This is a genomic window from Acidovorax sp. NPDC077693 (assembly GCF_044542805.1).
GTDB lineage: Bacteria > Pseudomonadota > Gammaproteobacteria > Burkholderiales > Burkholderiaceae_C > Acidovorax.
The window spans coordinates 56,607-81,327 of sequence record NZ_JBITVD010000023.1; the positions used below are offsets into that span (position 1 = coordinate 56,607).

General features: G+C 67.0%; 18 protein-coding genes and 5 tRNA genes. 14 read left to right on the top strand and 9 right to left on the bottom strand.

The genetic code is table 11. The features are described 5' to 3' along the window. Nucleotides 1-4: 4 nt before the first annotated feature. Nucleotides 5-1,429: a sensor histidine kinase gene (locus tag ACIGHN_RS25405; protein WP_396506915.1), complete on the bottom strand. Its 1,425-nt coding sequence runs from the start codon at nt 1,427-1,429 to the stop codon at nt 5-7. Between the two features lie 138 nt (nt 1,430-1,567). Then, complete coding sequence (locus ACIGHN_RS25410) at nt 1,568-2,248, bottom strand: response regulator (RefSeq protein WP_056169787.1); 681 nt, start codon at nt 2,246-2,248, stop codon at nt 1,568-1,570. A 38-nt stretch (nt 2,249-2,286) separates the two neighbouring features. Here ACIGHN_RS25410 and ACIGHN_RS25415 point away from each other — a divergent pair, with 38 nt between their 5' ends. Further along, entirely contained in the window at nt 2,287-2,772 is a 486-nt protein-coding gene (locus ACIGHN_RS25415; protein ID WP_396506917.1) for a hypothetical protein, read from the top strand. A 26-nt stretch (nt 2,773-2,798) separates the two neighbouring features. Here the strand turns inward: ACIGHN_RS25415 and ACIGHN_RS25420 are convergent, their stop codons facing one another. From ACIGHN_RS25420 to ACIGHN_RS25445, 6 genes are all read right to left on the bottom strand, one after another. Further along, nucleotides 2,799-3,812, bottom strand: coding sequence for a tripartite tricarboxylate transporter substrate binding protein (locus tag ACIGHN_RS25420; RefSeq protein ID WP_056169784.1), 1,014 nt, complete (start codon nt 3,810-3,812; stop codon nt 2,799-2,801). Between the two features lie 107 nt (nt 3,813-3,919). Further along, on the bottom strand, nt 3,920-5,239 hold the full coding sequence (gene hpnE, locus ACIGHN_RS25425; RefSeq protein ID WP_396506919.1) for a hydroxysqualene dehydroxylase HpnE: 1,320 nt from the start codon (nt 5,237-5,239) through the stop codon (nt 3,920-3,922). 37 nt (nt 5,240-5,276) lie between these two features. Then, nucleotides 5,277-6,116, bottom strand: coding sequence for a presqualene diphosphate synthase HpnD (hpnD, locus tag ACIGHN_RS25430; RefSeq protein WP_396506921.1), 840 nt, complete (start codon nt 6,114-6,116; stop codon nt 5,277-5,279). Between the two features lie 263 nt (nt 6,117-6,379). Continuing rightward, nucleotides 6,380-7,282 (bottom strand): amino acid ABC transporter substrate-binding protein, encoded by a 903-nt coding sequence (locus ACIGHN_RS25435; protein ID WP_235504066.1) that lies wholly within the window; start codon nt 7,280-7,282, stop codon nt 6,380-6,382. Between the two features lie 169 nt (nt 7,283-7,451). Beyond that, the gene (locus ACIGHN_RS25440) at nt 7,452-8,870 is read right to left on the bottom strand and encodes an L-serine ammonia-lyase (protein ID WP_396506923.1); all 1,419 of its coding nucleotides are present in this window, start codon (nt 8,868-8,870) and stop codon (nt 7,452-7,454) included. A 441-nt stretch (nt 8,871-9,311) separates the two neighbouring features. Continuing rightward, a complete protein-coding gene (locus ACIGHN_RS25445) occupies nt 9,312-9,713 on the bottom strand; it encodes a RidA family protein (RefSeq protein WP_396506924.1) in 402 nt (133 codons plus the stop codon). 272 nt (nt 9,714-9,985) lie between these two features. Between ACIGHN_RS25445 and ACIGHN_RS25450 the strand changes: the two genes are divergently transcribed. Then, a complete protein-coding gene (locus ACIGHN_RS25450) occupies nt 9,986-10,966 on the top strand; it encodes a LysR substrate-binding domain-containing protein (RefSeq protein WP_396506925.1) in 981 nt (326 codons plus the stop codon). Between the two features lie 44 nt (nt 10,967-11,010). Here ACIGHN_RS25450 and hpnC read toward each other — a convergent pair whose 3' ends face one another. After that, nucleotides 11,011-11,886, bottom strand: coding sequence for a squalene synthase HpnC (hpnC, locus tag ACIGHN_RS25455; protein WP_396506965.1), 876 nt, complete (start codon nt 11,884-11,886; stop codon nt 11,011-11,013). Between the two features lie 225 nt (nt 11,887-12,111). On the opposite strand from hpnC, the gene ACIGHN_RS25460 reads away from it, so the two are divergent. The 12 genes from ACIGHN_RS25460 (at nt 12,112) to ACIGHN_RS25515 (ending at nt 24,615) form a co-directional block, all read left to right on the top strand. Continuing rightward, nucleotides 12,112-13,341: an efflux RND transporter periplasmic adaptor subunit gene (locus tag ACIGHN_RS25460; protein WP_056418681.1), complete on the top strand. Its 1,230-nt coding sequence runs from the start codon at nt 12,112-12,114 to the stop codon at nt 13,339-13,341. Between the two features lie 11 nt (nt 13,342-13,352). Next, nucleotides 13,353-16,535 (top strand): efflux RND transporter permease subunit, encoded by a 3,183-nt coding sequence (locus ACIGHN_RS25465; RefSeq protein WP_396506927.1) that lies wholly within the window; start codon nt 13,353-13,355, stop codon nt 16,533-16,535. 94 nt (nt 16,536-16,629) lie between these two features. Further along, nucleotides 16,630-16,716 (top strand) — tRNA-Leu (locus ACIGHN_RS25470). 75 nt (nt 16,717-16,791) lie between these two features. Continuing rightward, nucleotides 16,792-18,105 (top strand): trigger factor, encoded by a 1,314-nt coding sequence (gene tig / locus ACIGHN_RS25475; RefSeq protein ID WP_056418677.1) that lies wholly within the window; start codon nt 16,792-16,794, stop codon nt 18,103-18,105. Between the two features lie 132 nt (nt 18,106-18,237). After that, nucleotides 18,238-18,846: an ATP-dependent Clp endopeptidase proteolytic subunit ClpP gene (clpP, locus tag ACIGHN_RS25480; protein ID WP_056169761.1), complete on the top strand. Its 609-nt coding sequence runs from the start codon at nt 18,238-18,240 to the stop codon at nt 18,844-18,846. A gap of 101 nt (nt 18,847-18,947) precedes the next feature. After that, the gene (clpX, locus tag ACIGHN_RS25485; RefSeq protein ID WP_056169758.1) at nt 18,948-20,213 is read left to right on the top strand and encodes an ATP-dependent Clp protease ATP-binding subunit ClpX; all 1,266 of its coding nucleotides are present in this window, start codon (nt 18,948-18,950) and stop codon (nt 20,211-20,213) included. 301 nt (nt 20,214-20,514) lie between these two features. After that, complete coding sequence (gene lon / locus ACIGHN_RS25490) at nt 20,515-22,947, top strand: endopeptidase La (RefSeq protein ID WP_056418675.1); 2,433 nt, start codon at nt 20,515-20,517, stop codon at nt 22,945-22,947. Nucleotides 22,948-23,032: 85 nt separating this feature from the next. Then, nucleotides 23,033-23,108 (top strand) — tRNA-Gly (locus tag ACIGHN_RS25495). 58 nt (nt 23,109-23,166) lie between these two features. Next, nucleotides 23,167-23,240, top strand: a tRNA-Cys gene (locus ACIGHN_RS25500). 183 nt (nt 23,241-23,423) lie between these two features. Continuing rightward, nucleotides 23,424-23,499: transfer RNA gene (locus ACIGHN_RS25505), tRNA-Gly, on the top strand. A 150-nt stretch (nt 23,500-23,649) separates the two neighbouring features. After that, nucleotides 23,650-23,742 (top strand) — tRNA-Leu (locus ACIGHN_RS25510). Nucleotides 23,743-23,976: 234 nt separating this feature from the next. Beyond that, entirely contained in the window at nt 23,977-24,615 is a 639-nt protein-coding gene (locus ACIGHN_RS25515) for a DUF6806 family protein (RefSeq protein ID WP_056418672.1), read from the top strand. The last annotated feature ends 106 nt before the right edge of the window (nt 24,616-24,721 follow it).

Here is a 24,721-nt window from a genome sequence, read left to right on the forward strand (position 1 = left end):
TGTTTCATGAACGTGGCCACCAGAGTATGGCCAAAAGGCCTGGGCCGTCGCTGCGCGCCTCCAGCCGCAGGCGGCCGCGGTGGCGCTCGGCGATGGAGCGGGCGATGGCCAGCCCCAGGCCCGATCCGCCGGCCACGGCCTGCGAGCCGCGCCGGTAGCGGTGGCCCAGCGCGTCGCGTTCTTCGGGCGACAGGCCGGGGCCGTTGTCTTCCACGCTCAGGCTCCAGCCCAGGCTGTCGCCGGCGGCCGACACCGTGATGGTGCCGCGCTGCGGGGTGTAGGCGATGGCGTTCGCGGCCAGGTTGGTCAGCGCCTCGCGCAGCAGGCCGCTGTCGGCCACCGCGGCGATGTCGGCCGTGGCGGTGTGGATGCCGAAGTCGATCTGCTTGGCGCGGGCCTGCGGCAGCAGCTCCAGCGCCACGGTGCGCAGCAGCGCGGCCAGGTCGCACGGGGCCAGGTCCACGGCGGCGGTGTCGCTGCGGCCCAGGGCCAGCAGTTGCTGGGTGCTGCGCGTGGCGCGCGCGATCTCGTTGCCCAGGGCCGCCAGCGTGTCTTGCACCCGGGCCGCGTCGGGCTCGCGGCGCGCGTAGTCGATCTGCATCTGCAGCGTGGTCAGGTGCGTGCGCAACTGGTGCGATGCGTCGTCCAGAAACTGCCGCTGCTGCGCCACCAGGCCTTGCGTGCGGCCCATCTGCGCGTTGACGGCGGTGACCAGCGGGCGGATGTCGGCGGGCAGGTCATCGCCGGCGATGGGCGTCATGTCGTCGGGGCTGCGGGCCTGGACCTCGCGGGCCAGGCGGGCCAGGGGACGCAGCGCCAGGGCCAGCGTGACCCCTGTGCCCAGCACCATCAGCGCCAGCACCAGGCCATCGCGCAGCGCGGCGCGGCGCACGAAGCGGCGGGTGAAGTCCTGCCGCGACTGCGTGCTTTCGGCCACCTGCACCAGCACGCTGGCGGACTCAGGGGGCGACGCGGTGGTCGCGCCGGGGTTCGAGCCCGTGGCTGCGGCAGGCCCGTCCACCGCGCGGCGGTACGCGGCCAGCCGCACCGACTCGCCGAAGTAGGTGGCGTCGTAAAAGCGCGGCACGCCGGTCTCCAGCGCGCCCGGCGGCAGGGGCAGGTCGGCGTTGCCCAGCTCCACCAGTCCATCGGACGACGCCACACGAAAGTACACGCGCCCGCTGGCCGTGAGCTCAAAGAATTCGAGCATGGTGTAGGGCAGCTCGGCTGACAGGCCGCCGGACGCGGTGGAGATGTTGGCATCGATGGATTTGAGCGCCCCCAGCAGCGACCGGTCGTACGCCGCGTTGGCGGCCTCCAGCGCGTCGTGCCGCGTCATCCACAGCTCCACGCCGGTCACCACCGCCAGCAGCGGCAGCAGCAGGCAGGCGAGAAGGCGCCAGAGGCTGGCACGGCGAAGGCGCTGCATCAGGGGCACAGCGACGCCCCGTGATGGCGATCAGCAGCAGCCGTCGATGCGCGCGCAGTCCCTGCGAGCGCCACCGTGGATCTGGCTCGGCCAGTCCACCGGTGGCGTCCACCCCCAGGGGGGAAGACGCGCAGCGGCTCAGGGGGGAACATCACCAGCCTCCAGCGCATAGCCCAGGCCCCGCAGCGTGACGATGCGCACGCCGCTGCCGTCGAGCCGCTTGCGCAGGCGGTGCACGAACACTTCCACCGCCTCGGGGTGCACGTCTTCATCGCCCACGAACACGCGGTCCAGGATCTGCTGCTTGGAAAACGGCTCGCCGCTGCGCTGCACCAGCACCCGCAGCACACCCTGCTCGCGCGGCGACAGGGCCAGAGGCTCTCCGTGCAGCACGAACTGCTTGCGGGCGGTGTCGTAGGCCAGCGGGCCGCAGGCCAGGCGTGGTGGGTCGGTGCCGCGCGCGCGGCGCACCAGCGCGTGCAGCCGGGCCTCCAGCTCGGCCAGCTCGAAGGGCTTGGCCAGAAAGTCGTCGGCCCCCGCGTTGAGCAGCCGCACGCGCTCGTCCAGCGAATCGCGCGCGGTGAGGATCAGCGTGGGCAGCCGCTGGTCCCGGTCGCGCAGACGCTGCAGCACCGCATGCCCGTCCATGCCCGGCAGGCCCAGGTCCAGCACCAGTGCGTCGTAGTCGTCGTGCTGCTGCAGCGACTTGTCGGCCACGCGGCCGTCGCTCACCCATTCCACCTGAATGCCCGCATGCTCCAGCGCCCGGCTGAGCCAGGTGCCCAGGCTGTGTTCGTCTTCGGCCAGGAGGATGCGCATGGGTGGGATGCTAACGCGGCACCTTGAAACCGCAGCCCATGAAAGCCGAGACCGGACATACTCTGTCGATCACGGCGCAGGAGCAGCGGATGGGCAAGGAAGACGGATTGGTATCGAAGGTTCGGCGGCGCCAGTCGGCGGTACCGGGTGAGGTTGACACCGCGACCTGGTGGGCATCGGGCCTGGTGTTCCGCGCTGCCTGCAGCCTGTTGGGGCTGGCGTGCGGGTTGGTGATGGCGTTGTTGATCGTCGCCGTAGGGATGAGCATCGGTCAGTCTTTTGCGCGGATGCAGTCGTTGTTGCTCGCTGGTGCGTTGGCCGGCGCCGCAGGCGGTGCGGCAGCGCCCGAGATGCTGATCAAAGCCATCGCGGGCCTGTCGTATTTTCTGATGGGGTGGATCGCGGCCTGGGGCGGTGGTGAACCGCCCGAGGCGCCGCGCAACGATGGCTGGTTGACGGCCTGCGCCGTCTTCGGTGCGCTGTATGCGGTGGCGCTCAGCATTCTCTGGACTCTGCTGCGTTGAGGCCAGGGCACTGCCAAGGCCCCGGGTCAGTCTGGTTTCACTTGCGCGCGCTTGAGCACCTTTTGCCAACGGGCCTGCTCGGCCGCGATGAACTGCGCAAACTGTGCGGGCGTGCCGCCGATGGCTTCTGCCGCGTCGCCGTTCAGGCGCTTGAGCGAGTCGGGCGCCTTGACGGCCTTGGCGGTTTCGATGGCCAGCTTGTCCAGGTGCTCCTTGGGCAGGGTGGCCGGGGCCAGCATGCCGTACCACTGCGTCATCTCAAAGCCCGGGAAGCCCTGCTCGGCCACGGTGGGCACGTCGGGCAGCTGGGGCAGGCGCTGGGCCGAGCCGGTGGCGATGCAGCGCACCTTGCCCGACTTGATGAAAGGCAGCAGGGCCGCGGCGCCCACGGCGGCGGCGTCGAGGCGGCCCGAGAGCAGGTCGGTCATCATGGGGCCAGTGCCGCGGTAGGGCACGTGCAGCATGAAGATCTCGGCCGTCATCTTGAGGTATTCGAACGCGAGGTGGCCCGCGCTGCCGTTGCCTGCCGAGCCGTAGCTGAGCTTGGCGGGGTTCTTCTTGGCGTAGGCGATGAACTCCTTGAGGTTCTTGGCCGGCACATCGGGGTGCACCACGTACAGGCTGGGCACCTTGGCCAGCAGGCTCACAGGCTTGAAGTCCTTGTTGGCGTCGTAGGGCAGCTTGTCGAAGATGTAGGGGTTCACGGCCAGCGTGCCGATGTGGCCCAGGATGACCGTGTGCTGGTCGTCTGCGCGCGCCACTTCCGACATGGCGATGTTGCCGGCGGCGCCGGGCTTGTTGTCCACGAACACGCTCTGGCCCAGCGTCTTGGTCAGCTCGGCCGCGGTGGAGCGCGCAACGATCTCGGAGCTGCCGCCCGGTGCAAATGGCACGACGAAGCGGATCGACTTGGCGGGCCAGGCGGCCTGGGCCGATGCCAGCGTGGGCAGCATGCCGCCGAGCGCGAGGGCGCCGCCAGCGCCCAGCAGGTGGCGCCGGGTGGGGTGCAGGTGGTGGGGGAATTGTGGGTCGATGGGCATGTGTGTCTCCGAGAAAGCCAGGTAGGCATGACAGAACGCGATGGTGCGCGCTGCGGGCTTTCGGAATGCTGTCAGTCGGCCTGGGGTTTTCCCGGGGGGCGCGGCCGTCAGACGCTGGCCGCCACCGCAGTGCCGCTGAGCACCGCGCCTTCCAGCGTGGCGGGGTAGGGGCCGTCCACATAGTCACCGCAGGCCGTCAGGCCGGGCAGCACCTGCAGGCCCGGGCGCGCGAGGCCGGGGGTGCAGGCGAAGGTGGCGCGTTTTTCCACCACGGTCTGCACGGGCTGCAAGGCGCTGATGCCCAGCTGCGCGGCGGCTTGCTGCAGCACCTGTTGCTCGATGTGAGAGCGCTCGCCGTCGCTGGCGCTCACCACGAAGGCCAGCAGCCCGTGCTGGCCGTCCAACTGGCCGCGGTCGAAAACGAACTGCGCGGGGCTGTGCGGCGTGCTGCGCAATGCCAGCATGGGCTGGGGCAGGCGTGCGCCTGGGGCATGGGCGTAGACCGTGGTGATGGCCTCAAAAAGCAGGGCGCCTGCCAACGTGCTCCACGGGCGGGCACTCGCCAAACCGGCCTCACCGGCGACAGCCGCCACGAGCCTGCCGGCCTCCCACGACGGGCACGCGAGGGTCACGTGGTCGAACACGTCGGGGGCGTCGTCAGCGGCACCCAAGAGGCCGGCCGCGCCGATGACCTGCCAGCGTCCGCCGGGCTGCGGCTGCAGCCGCAGTGCACGCTGGCCGGTGATGACCTGGTGGCGGCCCTGCGCCGTCAGCCAGCGTGCGGCAGGCTCGGGGAACAGCGCGCCCAGGTCAACGCGTGGCAGCAGCAGGTTGGAGCCGCCGCGCCCGCTGAACAGGCTGTCTTGCAGCACGCGCAGAAACACCTGGCCGCTGGCCTGGTGCGCGGGGGTGTTCAGGGCCGACACACACAGCGGGTCGATGAACTCGGCCATCAGGCGGGGCGTGAGCGGCGCGCACAGGTCGGCCACCGAGGTCGCGGGCGCGCAGCGGAAGCCCTTCAACTGCCACGCGGTGGCAGTGCGCAGCAGCGCCAGCTTGTCGCCAAGGCTCCAGCCCTTGGCGCGCACGATGCCCAGCAGCGCGTCCAGCGGTGGTGGCAGGTCGGGCAACTGCAGCCCCTGGCCGTCTGGGAACTGCAGCGTGAGCGGCAGGCGCAGCAGTGCGGTGCTGGCGTCCACCCCCACCAAGCGCATCAGGCGCAGGCTTTCAGCGTAGGCGCCGATGAGGATGTGCTGGCCGTTGTCGAGCGTGGCAGCCTTGCCCCCTGGCAGGGTGGCGGGCACGGCACGCGCCCGGCCGCCCACGGTGCGAGCGGCTTCGAACACCGTGACATCGCGCCCCGCCTGCGCATGCGCGATGGCCGCAGCCATGCCGGCCCAGCCGGCGCCGATGACGGCGACTTTCATCTCAGTACTTCCAGTCGTTCAGATGGAGGGGACGCGCTCACATCCGGCCCAGGGCCTGCACCTTCCACGCCAGCCAGAACTTGCGCAGGGGGGTGAGGCGGATGCGCTGGTGCAGCACCTGGAAGTTTTCGTGCTCGATCTCGCGCAGCAGCGTGCGGTAGATGCTGGCCATCATGAGGCCGGGCTTTTGCGCGCGGCGGTCGGCAGTGGGTAGCAGGGCCAGGGCCTCGTCGTAGAGGCGGTGCGCACGCTCCGCCTGAAAGCGCATCAGCGCGGTGAAGCGGTCGGAATACGTGCGCTTCAAGATCTCGTGCGCCTTCACGTCGAACTGCTGCAGTTCGCTGACGGGCAGGTAGATGCGGCCCATCATGGCGTCTTCACCCACGTCGCGGATGATGTTGGTGAGCTGGAAGGCCAGGCCCAGGGTGTGGGCGTACTGCGTGGTGCGCTCGTCGGTCTGGCCGAAGATGCGCGCCGTGACTTCGCCCACGATGCCGGCCACCAGGTGGCAGTAGCCCTTGAGGCCTGCAAAGTCGAGGTAGCGCGTCTGCTCCAGGTCCATCTGGCAGCCGTCGATGACGGCCTGCAGGTGGCGTTGCTCGATGCCGTATTCGGCCGTGTGCGGCATCAGCGCCTGCATCACGGGGTGGGTGGGCTGGCCGGCATAGGACTTGGCCACTTCGGCCTGCCACCAGGCGAGTTTGGTGCGGGCCACGCCCGGGTCGGAGACTTCGTCCACCACATCATCCACTTCGCGGCAGAACGCGTAAAACGCCGTGATCGCGGCGCGGCGCGGCGCCGGCAGGAACAGGAAGGCGTAGTAGAAGCTGCTGCCCGAGGCCACGGCTTTTTGCTGTACGTATTGCTGTGGGGTCATGGGGTGAGATTGTCCCATGGGCCGGCGCGGCGGCTGGTGAGCCAAATTGCCGGCAGCCCGTGTTCTCGTGGGAAAGGAGGCGGTGCCAGAGACAGGATGCGTCCCGTTTGGTGGCGGAGGCTTCGTTCAGCGCGCCGCCTACGAAACTGGCACTCTCCAGGCCAGTGCACCCGTGGAACTGGCTTCGCCAGGCCACCGGGTGCGTCCCCCCCGGGGGAAGGCGCGAAGCGACTCAGGGGGAGTCGACGCCTTTCAGGGGGGCTTCAGAACGCGATCTGCTCCACCCCGATGTCGCTCGGCCGGCGCAGGGCTTCCTTCATGAAGACGCTCATGGGCAGCAGCGTGCCCTGTTCCGAGCTGAACCATTTCTTGTACAGCGCGGTCAACTCGCCGTTCTGGATCATGCGGCGGGTGACGCGGTCCACGAGTTCCTTGAACTTGGGGTCTTCGCGGCGCAGGCCGATGCTGTAGGGCTCGACCGAGAGGCGCTTTTCCAGGAACTGGTACTCGTCCATGGACTTGCCCAGGCGGGTGAGCGGAATCCAGATGCCCGCGTCGTCAGCGAACGCGGCGTCGGCGTCGCCCTTGACCAGGGCGTTCACTGCGTCGAGCGTGCTGTCGACCGGCACGTAGTTGAACTTGCGCGCAAAGGTGCGTTCGTTGGCCTTGAGCAGGTTTTCGTTGGTGGTCTTGCCCTGCACGGCGATCTTCTTGCCCTGCAGGTCGTCCAGCGTCTTGATGCCGGAGGTCTTTTTCACCAAAAACGCGGACGACGCCACGAAGATGTGGTGGCTGAAGGCGATTTCCTTCTGGCGCGCGGCGGTGTTGGCCGTGCCGCCGCACTCCAGGTCCACGACGTTGTTCTTCACGTCGGTGATGCGGTTCTTGCCGTCCACCAGCAGGTAGGTCAGCTTGAGGTCGGGCCGCTTGAGCTCTTTCTTGATCTCTTCAAAGATCTGCAGGCAGATGTCCACCGTGTAGCCCTGCACCTTGCCCGAGTTGGCGTCCTTGTACGAGAACGGCAGGGACTTTTCGCGGTGGCCCAGGCGCAGTTCGCCCGCGCTGGCAATGCGGCCCAGGGTGTCTTCGGCCCAGGCGGGTGCGGCGGCGGCGCACGCCAGGGCGGCCATCAGCGCCCACGGGCGCAGCATCGAGGAGATTTTCATGAAGGAGACCAACGGAGGAAAAAGGAGCAGAAGAAGCAGAAGAAGCAGCGAAGCTGTGAACGGCGCCGCAGGGCGCCTGATGGGACACCCTGCGCCCGAGTGACCGGTGTGCTGAGCGCGGATTGTGTACCGGCGCCGCGTCAGTTGTATGCGTGGCCGGTGGCGGGCGTCAGCATTCCACAACATTCACCGCCAGGCCGCCGCGCGAGGTCTCCTTGTATTTCACCTTCATGTCGGCGCCGGTCTGCATCATGGTCTTGATGACCTTGTCGAGCGACACCACGTGCTGGCCGTCGCCGCGCAGCGCCATGCGGGCGGCGTTGATGGCCTTGATGGCACCCATGGCGTTGCGCTCGATGCAGGGGATCTGCACCAGGCCGCCCACGGGGTCGCAGGTCATGCCCAGGTTGTGCTCCATGCCGATCTCGGCGGCGTTCTCGATCTGCTCGGGCGTGCCGCCCATCACGGCGGCCAGGGCGCCTGCGGCCATCGAGCAGGCCACGCCCACCTCGCCCTGGCAGCCCACCTCGGCACCTGACAGGGACGCGTTTTCCTTGTAGATGATGCCGATGGCGCCTGCGGTGAGCAAAAACGTGGCGATGCCGTCCTCGTTGGCGGCGCTGCCTTCCCGGGCGCCTTGCAAGAAGTTGACGTAGTAGTGCAGCACCGCCGGGATCACGCCCGCGGCGCCGTTGGTGGGGGCGGTCACGACGCGGCCGCCCGCGGCGTTTTCTTCGTTGACGGCCATGGCGTAGAGGTTCACCCAGTCCAGCATGGACAGCGGGTCGCGCAGCGCGGCCTCGGGGTGGGCCTTCAGGTTGCGGTGCAGTTCGGCCGCGCGTCGGCGTACCCGCATCGGCCCGGGCAGGTGGCCGGTGCTGGCGCAGCCGCGCTGCACGGCGCCGGCCATGGTGCGCCAGATGGCCAGCAGTTGGCGCCGCACCTCGGTGGCGCTGCGCCAGTGCGCTTCGTTGACGGCCATGAGTTGCGCCGGCGTGAGGCCGGTGGCCTGGCACTGGGCCAGCAGTTCGGCGCCGGTGCGAAAGGGGTGGGGCAGGCCCTGCGCGTGGCCGGCGCTGCCGGGCTGTGCACTGCCGGCCTGGTTCAGCACCCGTTCACCAGCGGCGTCGATGACGAAGCCGCCGCCTACCGAGTAGTACTCGCGCTGGGCGATCTCCGTGCCCTGGGCATCGAACGCGTGAAAGCACATGCCGTTGGGGTGCAGGGGCAGGCTCTTGCGGCGAAAGAGCAGGTGCTCTTTTTCGATGAAGGGCACGGTGCGCTCGCCCAGCAGGTTCAGCGTCTGGCTGGCCCGGATGGCGGCGATGGTCGGGTCGATCTGGTCGGGGTCGATGGTGTCGGGCTCGAAGCCCGCCAGGCCCAGCAGCACGGCCTTGTCGGTGCCGTGGCCCACGCCGGTGGCTGACAGCGAGCCGAACAGTTCGACCGCAATGCCCTGCACCGCGGCCAAGCCCGGGCCGGCCTGCAGGTTGCACGCAAACTGCCGCGCCGCGATCATGGGCCCCACGGTGTGGGAGCTGGACGGGCCGATGCCGATCTTGAAGAGGTCGAAAACGCTGACAGACATGGTGGTGTGCGGGTGTCCGGGGGGTCCGGGTAGGGCCGAGGCTGCGTGGATGCCATGCCGGGCATGGAAAGCAGCGGTGGCGCGGGTGGCGCCACCGCCGGTCTGTCTGTCTGTCATTGAGAACAGGGTCTGAAACAACATCCTTCGTACCGCCAGCGCTCTTGGTGCTGGAGTGGGCGCGAGGCTAACTGCGCCGGGGCTGGCCGGCACACGCGCAAACCCTGAGTGGGGCGCAGGCGTTCCGCCGGATGCTGTTAGCGCATCCCATCAAAATGTCAAAAATGATAGCAGCTAGCGCTTTCCAGGAGCGCGGTAGCGGCGGTTTTTGATCAATATTTCCAGCGCAAATCGGCCGCCGAATGGCCGCGCTTGCCGCCCATGAATGTTTCTTACAGTCGGCCGGCGGGGACGCTGATCGGTCGTTCAGCCGTCAGCAGCCGGTCAGTCCGCCGGGGTGGCGGGCCGGGCGACCACCAGGGCCATCCCCAGGTCGGCGTGCGGCGTGGCGCAGGGTGGTTGCCGCACCAGGCGGGCGCAGCCAGAGCGGCGTGCGGCCCAGGTGCGCAGCAAGGCCTCGACCGCCGGGCAGGCGGCAGGCTCGCGCACGAAGACTTCGCACGACACGATCCGGTCCAGGCTGGCGCCGGCCTCGTGCACCAGGCGCTCCGTGGCTGCCAGCACCTGGGCGAACTGGCGCGGGGCATCCTGCGGGTCCGCCCCGGCCGGTGCGCCCCCTGCGATGTACGCCACGCGCACGGACAGCGCACCGGGCGTGTGCCGCACGCCCACGCACAGCGGTACCCGGGCCGCGCTTGGGGGCAGGGGCGTTGCGATGCCCGTCATGCAGCAGGGGCCCGGGGCATGGCTGCCGGCGTGCGCACCGCCCCCGCCCACATCGCCCACATCGCCCAACCCACAGGCCGTGTGCGCTGATCAGGGCCTGCAGCACGCTGCGCGGGGCCGGGCCCGCTCGGACTGCGGGCCGGCCGCAGCGGGGCCGTGCAGGCACGGCACATAATGAGTAAATCTATCCAGTCGGTCGGCGTGTTTCCATGCATGGGCCTCATCGTACGAAGCAGTGCGGCGCGCGACTATCGACAATATTTCCGTCAATCATGAATTCATCTCATGTGACCGACGCGCGGCTGGCCGCTGGGTCTGCCGCGTACACCCCGATTGCAGGCAGCGCCGCACGCCGCTTGCCGCCGCTGAACATGCTGCGCGCCTTCGAGGCTGCCGGGCGGCTGCTCAGCGTGACCCACGCGGCGCGCGAGTTGAGCGTGACGCAAAGCGCCGTCAGCCACCAGATCAAGGCGCTGGAGGAGTGGCTGGGCGTGGCGCTGGTCGGGCGCGACGGCCGGCGCCTGGCGCTGACCACGCCGGGCGCCGCGCTGCTGCCGGGCATCACCAGCGCGCTCGACCTGATGGCGCAGTCCACCGCCGGCATCGAGCGGCTCACCCGCCGCAACACGCTGGTGGTGAACGCCACGGCCACGCTGGCGTCGCAGTGGCTCATTCCGCGCCTGGCGGGCTTTTGCGCGCAGATGCCGGGGCTGGATGTGCAACTGGTCACGACGGTGGGGTTCATGGATTTCGAGCCGGCGCAGTACGACGTGTCGATCCGCTGCTTTGCCGATGCCGACCTGGCGGCGCTGCCCGAGCGTAGCGGGTGGCGGGATGTGAGCCTGGGCGCCTTCATCCCCGACGCGCTCACGCCCGTGTGCAGCCCCGCGCTGCTGGCGGACGGCCGGGCCGTGGCGTCGCCCGAGGGGCTGGCGCGCTTCACGCTGCTGCACAGCCGCTCCACGCCGCTGGTGTGGCAGCAGTGGCTGGGCGAGGCGGGCGCGCCCGGCCTGCAGCCCGCGGGCGACCTGGTGTTCGACCATGCCCACCTGAGCGTGCAGGCGGCCATCCAGGGCCTGGGCGTGGCGCTGGGCAACCCGCGTTTCCTGGGCGACGCGCTGGCCAGCGGGCTGCTGGTGATGCCGTTCGCCGACGTGCTGTCGGGCGAGAAGAAGTACTACTGGCTGCGGCCCGCCCGCGCCGCGCAGGACCCGGCGTCGGTGGCGTTCTGCGACTGGCTGTCGGCAGCCTGAGGCTGCGGGCGCGGCCCTGCGCCGAGCCGCCGCCTCCGGTCCCATCACATCACCACGGCGCGCGCCAGCATCACGCACCAGTCCCACGCATTCAGGCGCGGGCGGGTGTGCAGGCTGCCGCCCTGCAGTGCGTCGACCTTGTCGAGGATGCGCAGGCCGCCTTGCACCACCAGGCGCAGCTCCCAGCCCGCGCGGCCGGGCAGCCGGTGCACCAGGGGCGCGCCGCTGTGCATGCTGGCGCGGGCCCACCGGGCGCTGTTCACGATGAGCCGCACGTTTTCGGGCGTGCTGCGCAGTGCCAGCAGGTCGGCCTGGCTGGCGCCGTGGGTGACGCAGTCGGCACGCGGCAGGTAGTGGCGGCCCCGGGGGATGTCCACCGACAGGTCCTGCCAGAAGTTGATGAGCTGCAGGGCGGTGCAGATGGCGTCGCTCTCGCGCAGCGCCTCGTCGCCGTGCACGCCGTACAGGTGCAGCAGCAGCCGGCCCACCGGGTTGGCGGAGCGGCGGCAGTAGTCCAGCAGCTCTGCACGGTCGGCGTAGCCCTCGGCGTCGCGCGTTTTTTCCACATCCTGCGCAAAGGCGCTGAGCAGGTCGGCCAACAGCGGCACTGGCAGCTGGTGGCTGCGCAGCACGGCCTGCAGCGGCAGGAAGACGCTGGCCCAGCGCGGCGATGCCGGCTGGCCCTGTGCAATCGCCATCAGGTCTGCGTGAAAAGCGGCCAGGTCGGCCAGGCGGTCGGCGGCGGGGGCGTCGCCTTCATCGGCGATGTCGTCGGCCGTGCGGGCAAAACCGTAGATGGCGGCAATCGGCTGGCGCAGGTGGGGCGGGCACAGCACCGAGGCGACGGGGAAGTTCTCGTAGTGCGTGACGGGGGCTGCCACGGCGTCGGCAGCGTTGGCCGCAGATGGCGAGGCCGCAATCGTGGCTGCGGCCTGGGCGGGCGAGGGGGGAGGGCTGGGGCGGTCGTTCACACCCCGAATTGTCGCTTGACAAGACGGGGGCGGTTCTCATAGATTACTAACCGGTCAGTCATTAAACAAAAACACATCCTGAGCGGATCGTTCGTCCGCCCTTCGGCGCGGGCTGTCTGCTTTGCGCTGTGCGTGCAATTCCTGGCTGCTTTCATCAATTTCAACGGATCTCCCATGCGCACTCCCTCCGCCAAGCGGTCTTCCCCATGGCCCCGCAGGTCGCTGCTGGTGCTGGCCACCGCGGCCTTGCTAGCCGCTTGCTCACGCCCGGCCCCTCCTGAGGAGCCTGTGCGCTCCGTCAAGCTGTTGACGGTGGGTGTGGGGGCGCTGCAGTCGAGCCTCGAGTATTCGGGCGAAGTGCGCGCGCGCGTGGAGTCGCGCCTGGGGTTCCGGGTGGCGGGCAAGATCGTCAAGCGCCAGGCCGAGCTGGGCCAGCGGGTGCGCGCGGGCGCGGTGCTGGCGCAGTTGGACCCCAAGGACTACCAACTGGCCACCGACGCCGCGCGGGCGCAACTGGCATCGGCCACCACGCAGCGCGACCTGGCCGCCGCCGACTACAAGCGCTACCAGGCGCTCAAGGACCAGAACTTCATCAGCGGTGCCGAGCTGGAGCGCCGCGATGCCACCCTCAAGGCCGCGCAGGCCACGCTGGACCAGGCGCGCGCGCAACTGTCGTCGCAGGGCAACCAGGCCGCCTACACGACGCTGGTGGCCGATGTGTCGGGCGTGATCACCGGCATCGACGCCGAGCCGGGCCAGGTGGTGACCGCCGGCACGCCGGTGGTGCGCATTGCGCAGGACGGGCCGCGGGATGTGGTGTTTGCGGTGCCCGAGGACAAGGTCGGCGTGATCGCTCCGGACTCCGAGGTGACGGTGCGCGGTTGGTCCACCGGGGCCGAGTTGGTGGGCCGCGTGCGCGAAGTGGCCGCCAGCGCCGACGCTGCCACCCGCACCTACCAGGTCAAGGTGGCCATCGACGGCGCCGACGTGCCGCCGCTGGGCTCCACCGTGTATGTGAAGCCCAAGGCGCTGAGCCATGTGGGCATTCCCGCCATCAAGCTGCCCACCAGCGCCTTGCGCCAGGAGGGCCAGACCACGGCGGTGTGGGTCTACGACGCCGCCAGCGGCACCGTCAAGTCGCAGGCGGTGCAGATCGCCACGGCCGATGGCAACGAGGCGGTGGTGGCCGGCGGCCTCACCCCGGGCATGCAGGTGGTGGCCACGGGCGTGCACGTGCTGTCGCCGGGGCAGAAAGTGGTGGTGTACCAGCCAAAAACGGCTGCAGCGCCCGCCAGTAAAGCGCAAACAGCTACCAATACCGTAGCAGCCCCTGCACCGGCCGCGGTGCCGGCCCCGGCCGCGGCTCCCGCCACGGCGCCCGCCGCCAGCGCGAACGCCAAGTAAGGGCCGCTGCCATGACGCAAGTACAACCGAAGGAGGGGTTCAACCTCTCCAAGTGGGCGCTCGACCACCCCGCGCTCACGCGCTACCTGATGCTGGTGCTGATGCTGCTGGGCTTCATGGCCTACTTCCAGCTGGGGCAGGACGAAGACCCTCCGTTCACCTTCCGCGCGATGGTGGTGCGCACCTACTGGCCCGGCGCCACGGCGCAGCAGGTGGCCGAGCAGGTCACCGACAAGATCGAGCGCACGCTGCAAGAGGTGCCGTATGCGGACAAGATCCGCAGCTATTCCAAGCCCGGCGAGTCGCAGATCATTTTCCAGATCAAGGACTCCTCCAAGCCCGGCGACGTGGCCAATGTCTGGTACAGCGTGCGCAAGAAGGTGGGCGACATGCGCTACACCCTGCCGGAGGGGCTCCAGGGCCCGTTCTTCAACGACGACTTCGGCGATGTGTACGGCGTGATCTACGCGCTGGAGTCCGAGGGCTTCAGCTACGCCGAACTCAAGCAATTTGCCGACGACGCCCGCCAGCAGCTGCTGCGCGTGCCCGACGTGGCCAAGGTGGAGCAGTTCGGCGTGCAGGACGAGAAGCTCTTCATCGAGATCTCGCAAAAGCGCCTGGCGCAGCTGGGCCTGGACATGAACCAGGTGCTGTCGCAGCTGGGCCAGCAGAACGCCGTGGAAAGCGCCGGCGCCATCCAGACGCCGCAGGACCAGGTGCAGGTGCGGGTCGAGGGGCAGTTCAATGCGGTGGAAGACCTGGCCGCCATGCCGATCCGCGGCCCCTCGGGCGCGCAGCTGCGCCTGTCGGACATCGCCGAGATCAAGCGCGGCTATGTGGACCCGGCCACCGTGAAGGTGCGCCACCAGGGACGCGAGGTGATCGCGTTGGGTGTCTCCATGACCAAGGGCGGCGACATCATCGCCCTGGGCAAGGCATTGCACACGGCCACCGACCGCATCGCCGCGTCGCTGCCCGCCGGGGTCAAGCTGGTCAATGTGCAGGACCAGCCTACGGCGGTCTCCACGTCGGTCAATGAGTTTGTGAAGGTGCTGATCGAGGCCGTGGTCATCGTGCTGGCCGTGAGCTTCATCGCGCTGGGCTTTCACCGGCGGCCGGGCAAGCAGCCGCTGTGGAAGCGCTGGTACATCGACCCGCGCCCGGGCATGGTGGTGGGCATCACCATTCCGCTGGTGCTGGCCGTGACCTTCCTGGCCATGTGGTACTGGGGCATCGGCCTGCACAAGATCTCGCTGGGCTCGCTCATCATCGCGCTGGGCCTGCTGGTGGACGACGCGATCATCGCGGTCGAGATGATGGTGCTCAAGCTCGAAGAGGGCTACGACAAGGTGCGCGCCGCCACCTTCGCCTACGAGATCACCGCCATGCCCATGCTCACCGGCACGCTGATCACCGCCGCGGGCTTTCTGCCCATCGGCCTGGCCAAGTCGACGACGGGCGAATACACCTTCGCCATCTTCGCCGTGACCGTGATCGCGCTGGTCCTGAGCTGGATCGTGTCGGTGTACTTCGTGCCCTACCTGGGGACGCTGCTGCTGAAGGTGCCCGAGCACGTGCTGCATGCGCAGGAGCACCACGGCACCGCCGAGGGCGCGCACGAGGTGTTCGACAGCCCGTTCTACCGCGCGTTCCGCCGGCTGGTGAACTGGTGCGTACTGCACCGCTGGATCACCATCGGCATCACCATTTTGATCTTCGTGCTGGGCATCGTCGGCATGGGCAAGGTGCAGCAGCAGTTCTTCCCGGATTCGAGCCGGCCCGAGATCCTGGTGGACATCTGGTTCCCCGAGGGCACGTCGTTCGCGGGCAATGAAGAGGTCACCAAGCGCGTGGAGCAGCGCCTGATGGCCGAGCCCGGCGTGACGTCGGTCAGCACCTGGGTGGGGTCGGGCGTGCCGCGCTTTTACCTGCCGCTGGACCAGGTGTTCCCGCAAAGCAACGTGTCGCAGTTCATCGTGCTGCCCAAGGACCTGGCGCTGCGCGAATCGCTGCGCGTCAAGCTGCCGGCCCTGCTGGCCGAGGAGTTCCCTGAAGTGCGCGGCCGCGTGAAGCTGCTGCCCAACGGGCCACCAGTGCCATACCCCGTGCAGTTCCGCGTGGTGGGCCCCGAGCCGCTGGTGCTGCGCGAGCGGGCCGACGAGGTCAAGGCCGTGCTGCGCCAGAACGCCGACATGCGTGGCGTGAACGACAACTGGAACGAATCCGTGAAGGTGCTGCGCCTGGAGGTCGACCAGGCCAAGGCGCGCGCTCTGGGCGTGACGAGCCAGTCCATCGCGCAGGCCTCCAAGACCATCCTGTCGGGCACGCAGGTGGGCCAGTTCCGCGAGGGCGACAAGCTGATCGACATCGTGCTGCGCCAGCCGCTGGACGAGCGCAACGCGATCACCGACATCGCCAACGCCTACCTGCCCACGGCTTCGGGCAAGTCGATCCCGCTCACGCAGATCGCCAAGCCCGTGTTCACCTGGGAGCCAGGCGTGATGTGGCGCGAGAACCGCGACTACGCCATCACCGTGCAGGGCGACGTGACCGAAGGCCTGCAGGGCGCCACCGTGACGGCGGCGCTGCAGCCGGCACTCAAGGCCATCGAGGACAAATGGCACGCTGCAGGGCAGGGCGCCTACCGCATCGAAGTGGCCGGCGCGGTGGAGGAAAGCTCCAAGGGCACCAGCTCCATCATGGCGGGAGTGCCTGTCATGCTGTTCCTGGTGTTCACCTTGCTGATGCTGCAGCTGCACAGCTTCAGCCGTGCGTTCCTGGTGTACATCACCGGGTTCCTGGGGATCGCGGGGGTCTCGGCCGCACTGCTGCTGCTCAACCGTCCGTTCGGCTTCGTGGCGCTGCTGGGCGTGATCGCGCTCATGGGCATGATCCAGCGCAACTCGGTGATCCTGATCGACCAGATCGAGCAGGACCGCGCCAAGGGCATCCCCGCGTGGGACGCCATCGTCGAGTCGGCCGTGCGCCGCCTGCGTCCCATCGTGCTGACGGCGGCCGCCGCGGTGCTGGCCATGATCCCGCTGTCGCGCAGCGTGTTCTGGGGCCCGATGGCCGTGGCCATCATGGGCGGGCTGGTGGTGGCCACCGTGCTCACCCTGCTCGCGCTGCCTGCGATGTACGCTGCGTGGTTCCGTGTGAAACGACCCGCGCCGGAGCTTCTTGGAGGGAGATGATTCCCAGCCTGCCCGCATCAGGGTAAAATAGAAGGTTGACCGATTTCACACAGGCGGCAGCTCCGGTTGCCGCCTGTTTGTTTGTTGTAGAACCGCGCGGGTGGCGAAATTGGTAGACGCACCAGGTTTAGGTCCTGACGGTAGCAATACTGTGGGGGTTCGAGTCCCCCCCCGCGCACCACCCCTGTGAGACTTTGCGGAACACGGCGCTGCTGCGCTGCAGCCAGCACGATCCACATCCATAAGAGGAATAGCCATGGCCGTTACTGTTGAAACCCTTGAGAAGCTCGAGCGCAAGATTACGCTGAGCGTGCCCGTCACCCTGATCCAGTCCGAAGTCGACACGCGCCTCAAGCGCCTGGCCCGCACGGTCAAGATGGATGGCTTTCGTCCCGGCAAAGTGCCCATGAATGTGGTGGCCCAGCGCTACGGCTACTCGGTGCAGTACGAAGTGCTCAACGACAAGGTCGGTGAAGCCTTTGCCGTGGCTGCCAACGAAGCCAACCTGCGCGTGGCCGGCCAGCCCCGCATCACCGAAAAGGAAGGCGCTCCCGAAGGCCAGGTCACGTTCGATGCCATCTTCGAAGTGTTCCCTGAAGTCCAGATCGCCGACCTGTCGGACGCCGAAGTCGAAAAGCTGTCGGCCGAAGTGACCGATGCCGCCATCGACAAGACCATCGACATCCTGCGCAAGCAGCGCCGCAGCTTCGCCCAGCGCGCCATCGACGCCGCTGCGCAAGACGGCGACCGCGTGACCGTGGACTTCGAAGGCAAGATCGACGGCGAACCCTTCGACGGCGGCAAGGCAGAAGACTTCCAGTTCCTGGTCGGCGAAGGCCAGATGCTCAAGGAATTCGAAGACGCAGTGCGTGGCATGAAGTCGGGCGAAAGCAAGACCTTTCCCCTGGCCTTCCCCGCTGAGTACCACGGCAAGGACGTCGCCGGCAAGACCGCCGACTTCCTCGTGACCGTCAAGAAGATCGAAGCCGCCCACCTGCCCGAAGTGAACGATGCCCTGGCCAAGTCGCTGGGCATCGCCGACGGTTCAGTGGACGGCCTGCGCGCCGACATCAAGAAGAACCTGGAGCGCGAAGTCAAGTTCCGCCTGCTGGCCCGCAACAAGCAGGCCGTGATGGACGCCCTGGTCGGCAAGGCCGAACTCGATCTGCCCAACGCCAGCGTGCAGGCTGAAATCGCCCGCCTGCTGGAAGGCGCCCGTGCCGAGCTCAAGCAGCGCGGCATCAAGGACGCCGACAAGGCCGAGATCCCTGAAGACGTGTTCCGTCCCCAAGCCGAGCGCCGCGTGCGCCTGGGCCTGGTGGTGGCCGAACTGGTGCGCGCCAACAACCTGCAGGCCAAGCCCGAGCAGCTCAAGGCCCACATCGACGAGCTGGCTGCCAGCTACGAGAAGCCCGAAGACGTCGTGCGCTGGTACTTCGGCGACCGTCAGCGCCTGGCTGAAGTCGAAGCCGTTGTCATCGAAAACAACGTGACCGATTTCGTGCTGGGCAAGGCCAAGGTGGTGGAAAAGGCCGTATCCTTCGACGAACTGATGGCTCAACAAGGCTGATAGCCTGTGCCACACCCCGCCGGTGTCTCCTTGTCGGAGTTTCCGGTGGTGGGCGACACACCAGGGGCTTGTGCTTTCGGGCACAAGCCCCAATTCATTTCTGGGTACAGTACCTGCTTGACTGGAGAAAAAATGAGCGCATTGGAATTACAAGGCCTGGGCATGGTCCCGATGGTCATCGAGCAGTCGGGCCGTGGCGAACGGTCCTACGACATCTACTCGCGCCTGCTCAAGGAGCGCGTGATCTTCCTGGTGGGCCCGGTCAATGACCAGACCGCCAACCTCGTCGTGGCGCAGCTGCTGTTCCTCGAAAGCGAGAACCCCGACAAGGACGTGTCGTTCTACATCAACTCCCCCGGTGGCTCGGTGAGCGCGGGCATGGCGATCTACGACACCATGAACTTCATCAAGCCCGACGTGTCGACGCTGTGCACCGGCATGGCCGCCAGCATGGGCGCGTTCCTGCTGGCCGCAGGCGCCAAGGGCAAGCGTTTCGCGCTGCCCAACTCCAAGGTCATGATCCACCAGCCCCTGGGCGGCATGCAGGGCCAGGCGACCGAGATCGAGATCCATGCGCGCGAGATCCTGAAGACCCGCGAGCAGCTCAACAAGATCCTGGCCGAGCGCACCGGCCAGCCGCTGGAAAAGATCCAGCGCGACACCGAGCGCGACTACTTCCTGTCGGCCGAGGAGTCCAAGGAATACGGCCTGGTCGACCAGGTGATCAACAAGCGTTCCTGATTCGCCCAGGCGGCGCGGCGGCGTTTTCCCCCGGGGAAGACGCCGTTTTTTATTTGGTTATCATCCCGACAACTTTCCGTACGTAACAAGGCATTGCCCCCATGGCCGAGAAAAAAGGCTCTTCCAGCGAAAAAACCCTCTACTGCTCTTTCTGCGGCAAAAGCCAGCATGAAGTGAAGAAGCTGATCGCCGGTCCGTCCGTCTTTATCTGCGACGAGTGCATTGACCTGTGCAACGAAATCATTCGCGATGAGCTGCCGGCCGGTGACGTGGCGCGTGAAGGCCGCAGCGATCTGCCCACGCCGGTGGAGATCAAGACCAACCTGGACAACTACGTGATCGGCCAGGACGTCGCCAAGCGCACGCTGGCAGTGGCGGTGTACAACCACTACAAGCGCCTGCGCCACAAGGACAAGGCCCACAAGGACGATGTCGAACTGTCCAAGAGCAACATCCTGCTGATCGGGCCCACGGGCTCGGGTAAGACGCTGCTGGCCCAGACGCTGGCGCGCATGCTGGACGTGCCTTTCGTGATGGCCGACGCCACCACGCTGACCGAAGCCGGCTATGTGGGCGAGGACGTGGAGAACATCGTCCAGAAGCTGCTGCAAAGCTGCAACTACGAAGTCGAGCGCGCGCAGCGCGGCATCGTCTACATCGACGAAATCGACAAGATCTCGCGCAAGTCGGACAACCCCAGCATCACCCGCGACGTGTCGGGCGAGGGCGTGCAGCAGGCGCTGCTCAAGCTCATCGAAGGCACCATGGCCAGCGTGCCGCCCCAGGGCGGGCGCAAGCACCCGAACCAGGACTTCCTGCAGATCGACACGACCAACATCCTGTTCATTTGCGGCGGCGCTTTCGCGGGCCTGGAGAAGGTCATCGAGAACCGCACCGAGGCATCGGGCATCGGCTTTGGCGCATCGGTCAAGAGCAAGAAGCAGCGCTCGCTGACCGAAGTGTTCACCGAGATAGAGCCCGAGGACTTGATCAAGTTCGGCCTGATCCCCGAATTGGTGGGCCGCATGCCCGTGGTGACGGCACTGGCCGAGCTCAGCGAGGACGCGCTGGTCGAGATCCTGACCGAGCCCAAGAACGCGCTGGTCAAGCAGTACAGCAAGCTCTTGTCCATGGAAGGCGTGGACCTGGAGATCCGTCCTGCGGCGCTCAAGGCCATCGCCCGCAAGGCACTGGCCCGCAAGACCGGTGCCCGTGGTCTGCGCTCGATCCTGGAGCAGTCGCTGATCGGCACGATGTTCGACCTGCCCAATACGAGCAACGTCGAGAAGGTGGTGGTGGACGAGTCCACCATCGAAGAAAACAAGCCGCCGCTGCTCGTGTACCGCGAGGCGGCCAAGAAGGCCTGAAAGACATGGCGCCCGCCCTGAGTCGCGCAGCGGCGTTCCCCTCCAGGGAACCCCGCCAACGCGGCGGGGCAGCCCTGGCGCGGCGGCCAATGGCCTGCTTCGCGCCAGGCTCACGCGCTGTGATGAATGACGCGCGGCGTCCTTCATGTCTGACGTCTCCGCGGTGCACGCCATCGAAGGCATGCACTGCACGGGGTGGCCGCTGGTGCTGCCCTTCAACCCTTCTTGCGGTACGGCCGGAAGAAGGGGTTGAAAATCCCCACTGGTGGACCATATTCCACTGAGTTAACTGAGGATTTCCATGTCCGGACATACCCCCCTGCCTGCCACCCCACTCGACCTGCCGCTGCTGCCGCTGCGTGACGTGGTCGTGTTCCCCCACATGGTGATCCCGCTGTTCGTGGGCCGCCCCAAGAGCATCAAGGCGCTTGAGATGGCCATGGAGGCCGACCGCCGCATCATGCTGGTGGCCCAGAAGGCCGCCGCCAAGGACGAGCCTTCCGTCTCGGACATGTTCGATGTGGGCTGCGTCTCCACCATCCTGCAGATGCTCAAGCTGCCCGACGGCACCGTCAAGGTGCTGGTCGAAGGCCAGCAGCGCGCGGTGGTCACATCCATCGAGGACGGCGAGACCCACTTCACCGCCACGGTGACGCCGGTCGAGGCCACTCCCGACGCCAACAAGCCCAGCGAGATCGAGGCCCTGCGCCGCGCGGTGATGCAGCAGTTCGACCAGTACGTCAAACTGAACAAGAAGATCCCGCCCGAGATCCTCACCTCCATCTCCAGCATCGACGACCCGGGCCGCCTGGCCGACACGATTGCCGCCCATCTGCCGCTCAAGCTCGAGAACAAGCAGGTGGTGCTGGATCTGGCCGACGTGAAGGCGCGCCTGGAAAACCTGTTCGAGCAACTGGACCGCGAAGTCGACATCCTCAATGTCGACAAGAAGATCCGCGGCCGCGTGAAGCGCCAGATGGAGAAGAACCAGCGCGACTTCTACCTGAACGAGCAGGTCAAGGCCATCCAGAAGGAACTGGGCGAGGGCGACGAAGGCGCCGACATCGAGGAGATCGAGAAGAAGATCAAGCTCGCCAAGATGTCTGCAGAGGCGCGCAAGAAGGCCGATGCGGAGCTCAAGAAGCTCAAGCTCATGTCGCCCATGTCGGCCGAAGCCACGGTGGTGCGCAACTACATCGACGTACTCACGGGCCTGCCCTGGAGCAAGAAGACCAAGATCAAGCACGACCTGCTCAACGCCGAGGACGTGCTGAACGAAGACCACTACGGCCTCGACAAGGTCAAGGACCGCATCCTTGAGTACCTTGCAGTGCAGCAGCGCGTGGACAAGGTGAAGGCGCCCATCCTGTGCCTGGTGGGCCCTCCTGGCGTGGGCAAGACCTCGCTGGGCCAGTCGATCGCCAAGGCCACCGGCCGCAAGTATGTGCGCATGGCCCTGGGCGGCATGCGTGACGAGGCCGAGATCCGCGGGCACCGCCGCACCTACATCGGCGCCTTGCCGGGCAAGGTGCTGCAGAGCCTGTCGAAGGTGGGCACGCGCAATCCGCTGTTCCTGCTGGACGAGATCGACAAGCTGGGCACGGACTTCCGGGGCGACCCATCGAGTGCGCTGCTGGAGGTGCTGGACCCCGAGCAGAACCACACCTTCGGCGACCACTACGTCGAGGTGGACTTCGACCTGTCTGATGTGATGTTCGTCGCCACGTCAAACTCGATGAACATTCCGCCGGCCCTGCTCGACCGCATGGAAGTGATCCGCCTGTCGGGTTACACCGAGGACGAGAAGACCAACATCGCCATGAAGTACCTGCTGCCCAAGCAGCTCAAGAACAATGGCGTGAAGGACGAAGAGCTGCTGATCACCGAGCCTGCCGTGCGCGACATGGTGCGCTACTACACCCGCGAAGCGGGCGTGCGGTCGCTGGAACGCGAGCTGTCCAAGATCTGCCGCAAGGTCGTCAAGGGCCTGCAGCTCAAGAAGCTCACGCCCCAGGTGGTGGTGACGGCCGACAACCTGCCCGACTTCCTGGGTGTGCGCAAGTACACCTACGGCCGCGCCGAGCTGCAAAACCAGGTGGGCCAGGTCGTGGGCCTGGCGTGGACCGAGGTGGGCGGCGATCTGCTGACCATCGAAGCCGCCACCATGCCCGGCAAGGGCGTGATCACCCGCACCGGCTCGCTGGGCGATGTGATGAAGGAATCGGTGGAGGCCGCCCGCACCGTGGTGCGCAGCCGGTCCCGGCTGCTCGGCATCAAGGACGACATTTTCGAGAAGCGCGACATCCACATCCACGTGCCCGACGGAGCCACGCCCAAGGACGGCCCAAGTGCCGGCGCTGCCATGACCACGGCGTTCGTGTCTGCGCTGACCGGCATCCCGGTACGTGGCGATGTGGCGATGACCGGCGAGATCACGCTGCGCGGTGAAGTGACCGCGATCGGTGGCCTCAAGGAAAAGCTGCTGGCCGCGCTGCGCGGCGGTATCAAGACCGTGCTGATCCCCGAAGAGAACGTGAAGGATCTCCAGGAGATTCCAGACAACGTGAAGAGCGGTCTCGAGATCGTGCCGGTGCGCTGGATCGACAAGGTGCTGGAAGTGGCCCTGGAGCGCAAGCCCGAGCCGCTGACGGACGAAGAGGTGGCCGAAGTGGCCGCCGCAGCGGCCGAAAAAGCCCGTGCTCCGGCACCTGCAGGCGATGGACTCAAACATTGATGCAAATTTTTTGGAGAGCCCCAAAAAATGCGCTACAATTCACTCCATCGCAGCAAACGTTGTAGAATGTTAGGCTTCGGTAAATGCGGGAATAGCTCAGTTGGTAGAGCGCAACCTTGCCAAGGTTGAGGTCGAGAGTTCGAGACTCTTTTCCCGCTCCAATTTCCACAAAAAGGGAAGCATCTGCTTCCCTTTTTTGTCAGAGGAATGCGAATTCCTGGCGCGGTAGCAAAGCGGTTATGCCCCGGATTGCAAATCCGGTTAGTCCGGTTCGACTCCGGACCGCGCCTCCAGATATTCCGGGCTCTGCAGCGTTCGCTGTGCGGGTCGGATCTGGCCCTTGCCTCAGGCAGGAGCTGGTCGGAGAAAGAGATTGGAAAATTTTTTGGCAGGCAGATTTGCAGTGCTGAAAAATGGCGATATAATTTGAGGCTTGCTGATTCGCACTGACGGAAGCGTCAAGAATCACAGCAAATGCGGGAATAGCTCAGTTGGTAGAGCGCAACCTTGCCAAGGTTGAGGTCGAGAGTTCGAGACTCTTTTCCCGCTCCATATTCCAAAGGGAAGCTTCGGCTTCCCTTTTTTCTTGGTCGGTGCAGGTCCTGGCATGTTGCTACAGACCTGCAACTCCAAGAAACAGGGCATTGCGCGCATGCGTCGCCCGGGTTACGCTGCAACGCAGGTGTGCGTTGGGCAACCGGCGCCCCGATGGTGAAATTGGTAGACACTGCGGACTTAAAATCCGCCGCTTTCCTGAAAAGGGGCGTGCCGGTTCGACCCCGGCTCGGGGCACCACGACGATGAACCTGAAAATGGCAATGGACCGCTTGCTTGCTCACCTCCCACAGGCCGCATGGCTGCCCATTTCGCCTGTGTCGATCGCCTTCCTCCGTGAAGCACATGGCGCCCTGCAGCGGTGTTGCGCCTCTTCGCGCGGCGCCGTCCGCCGCGCCGTGGTGCCTGTGCCTCGCCTGCATTCCGACAGCCGTACCGGCTCGCGCACCCCACTGCCGTTTCTAGGCTAAACCCATGTCAAGTTACAACGCTCCCTTCGAAATCCATGTCCACGGGCAGGTCCAGTTGCGGGCCGATACCAGTTTCGAGCAGCTGCAGGAGGCGCTCAAGCCCCTGTGGAAGTACGCCGGAGCCCGCTCGCTGGCCGATGGTGCCGCCAGCGCTTACGAGGAAGAGCCTGGCATCAAGTTCGACGCGCAGGAGCATCTGCTGCAGATCTGCTGGACGGTGCGCGGTGACGAGGACTTTCGCCAGTCGCTGGACGAGATGTGCATGTCGCTCAACGAGCTGGCCGAGCTGGGCGCGGCCATCGAGGTCACGTTCTACGACGCCGACTTCGACGAGGAAGAAGAGGGCGAGGGCGCCGAGTCGCGCGACGACTTCGTGATGCTGTTCGTGGGCCCCACGCCCGCCGCCATCATGCAGGTGCAGCGAGACCTGCTGGTGCAGGACGTGGTGAACATGATGGAGCGCCATTTCGATGGCGCCGAGCTCGGCGGCGTGGTGGCCGAGATCGACAAGCTCTTCAGCCAGCGTTTCGATGCGCTCGTGAATTCGCTGGAGATCGGCAAGCCACCGCGTGGCCCCGGCAGTGGCGGCGCGGGCGGCAGCGGCCACGGCGGCGGTGGCCGCCGTCCGCGGCATCTGCACTGAGCTGAGCTGCGCTGCGCTGACCCGTCGCACGACAGCGCGGGCCGCCCAACGATGGCGTTGCGACAGGCAGCGCCATTGTGCTTTGTGGGGCCGTGCAGCGGCCTGG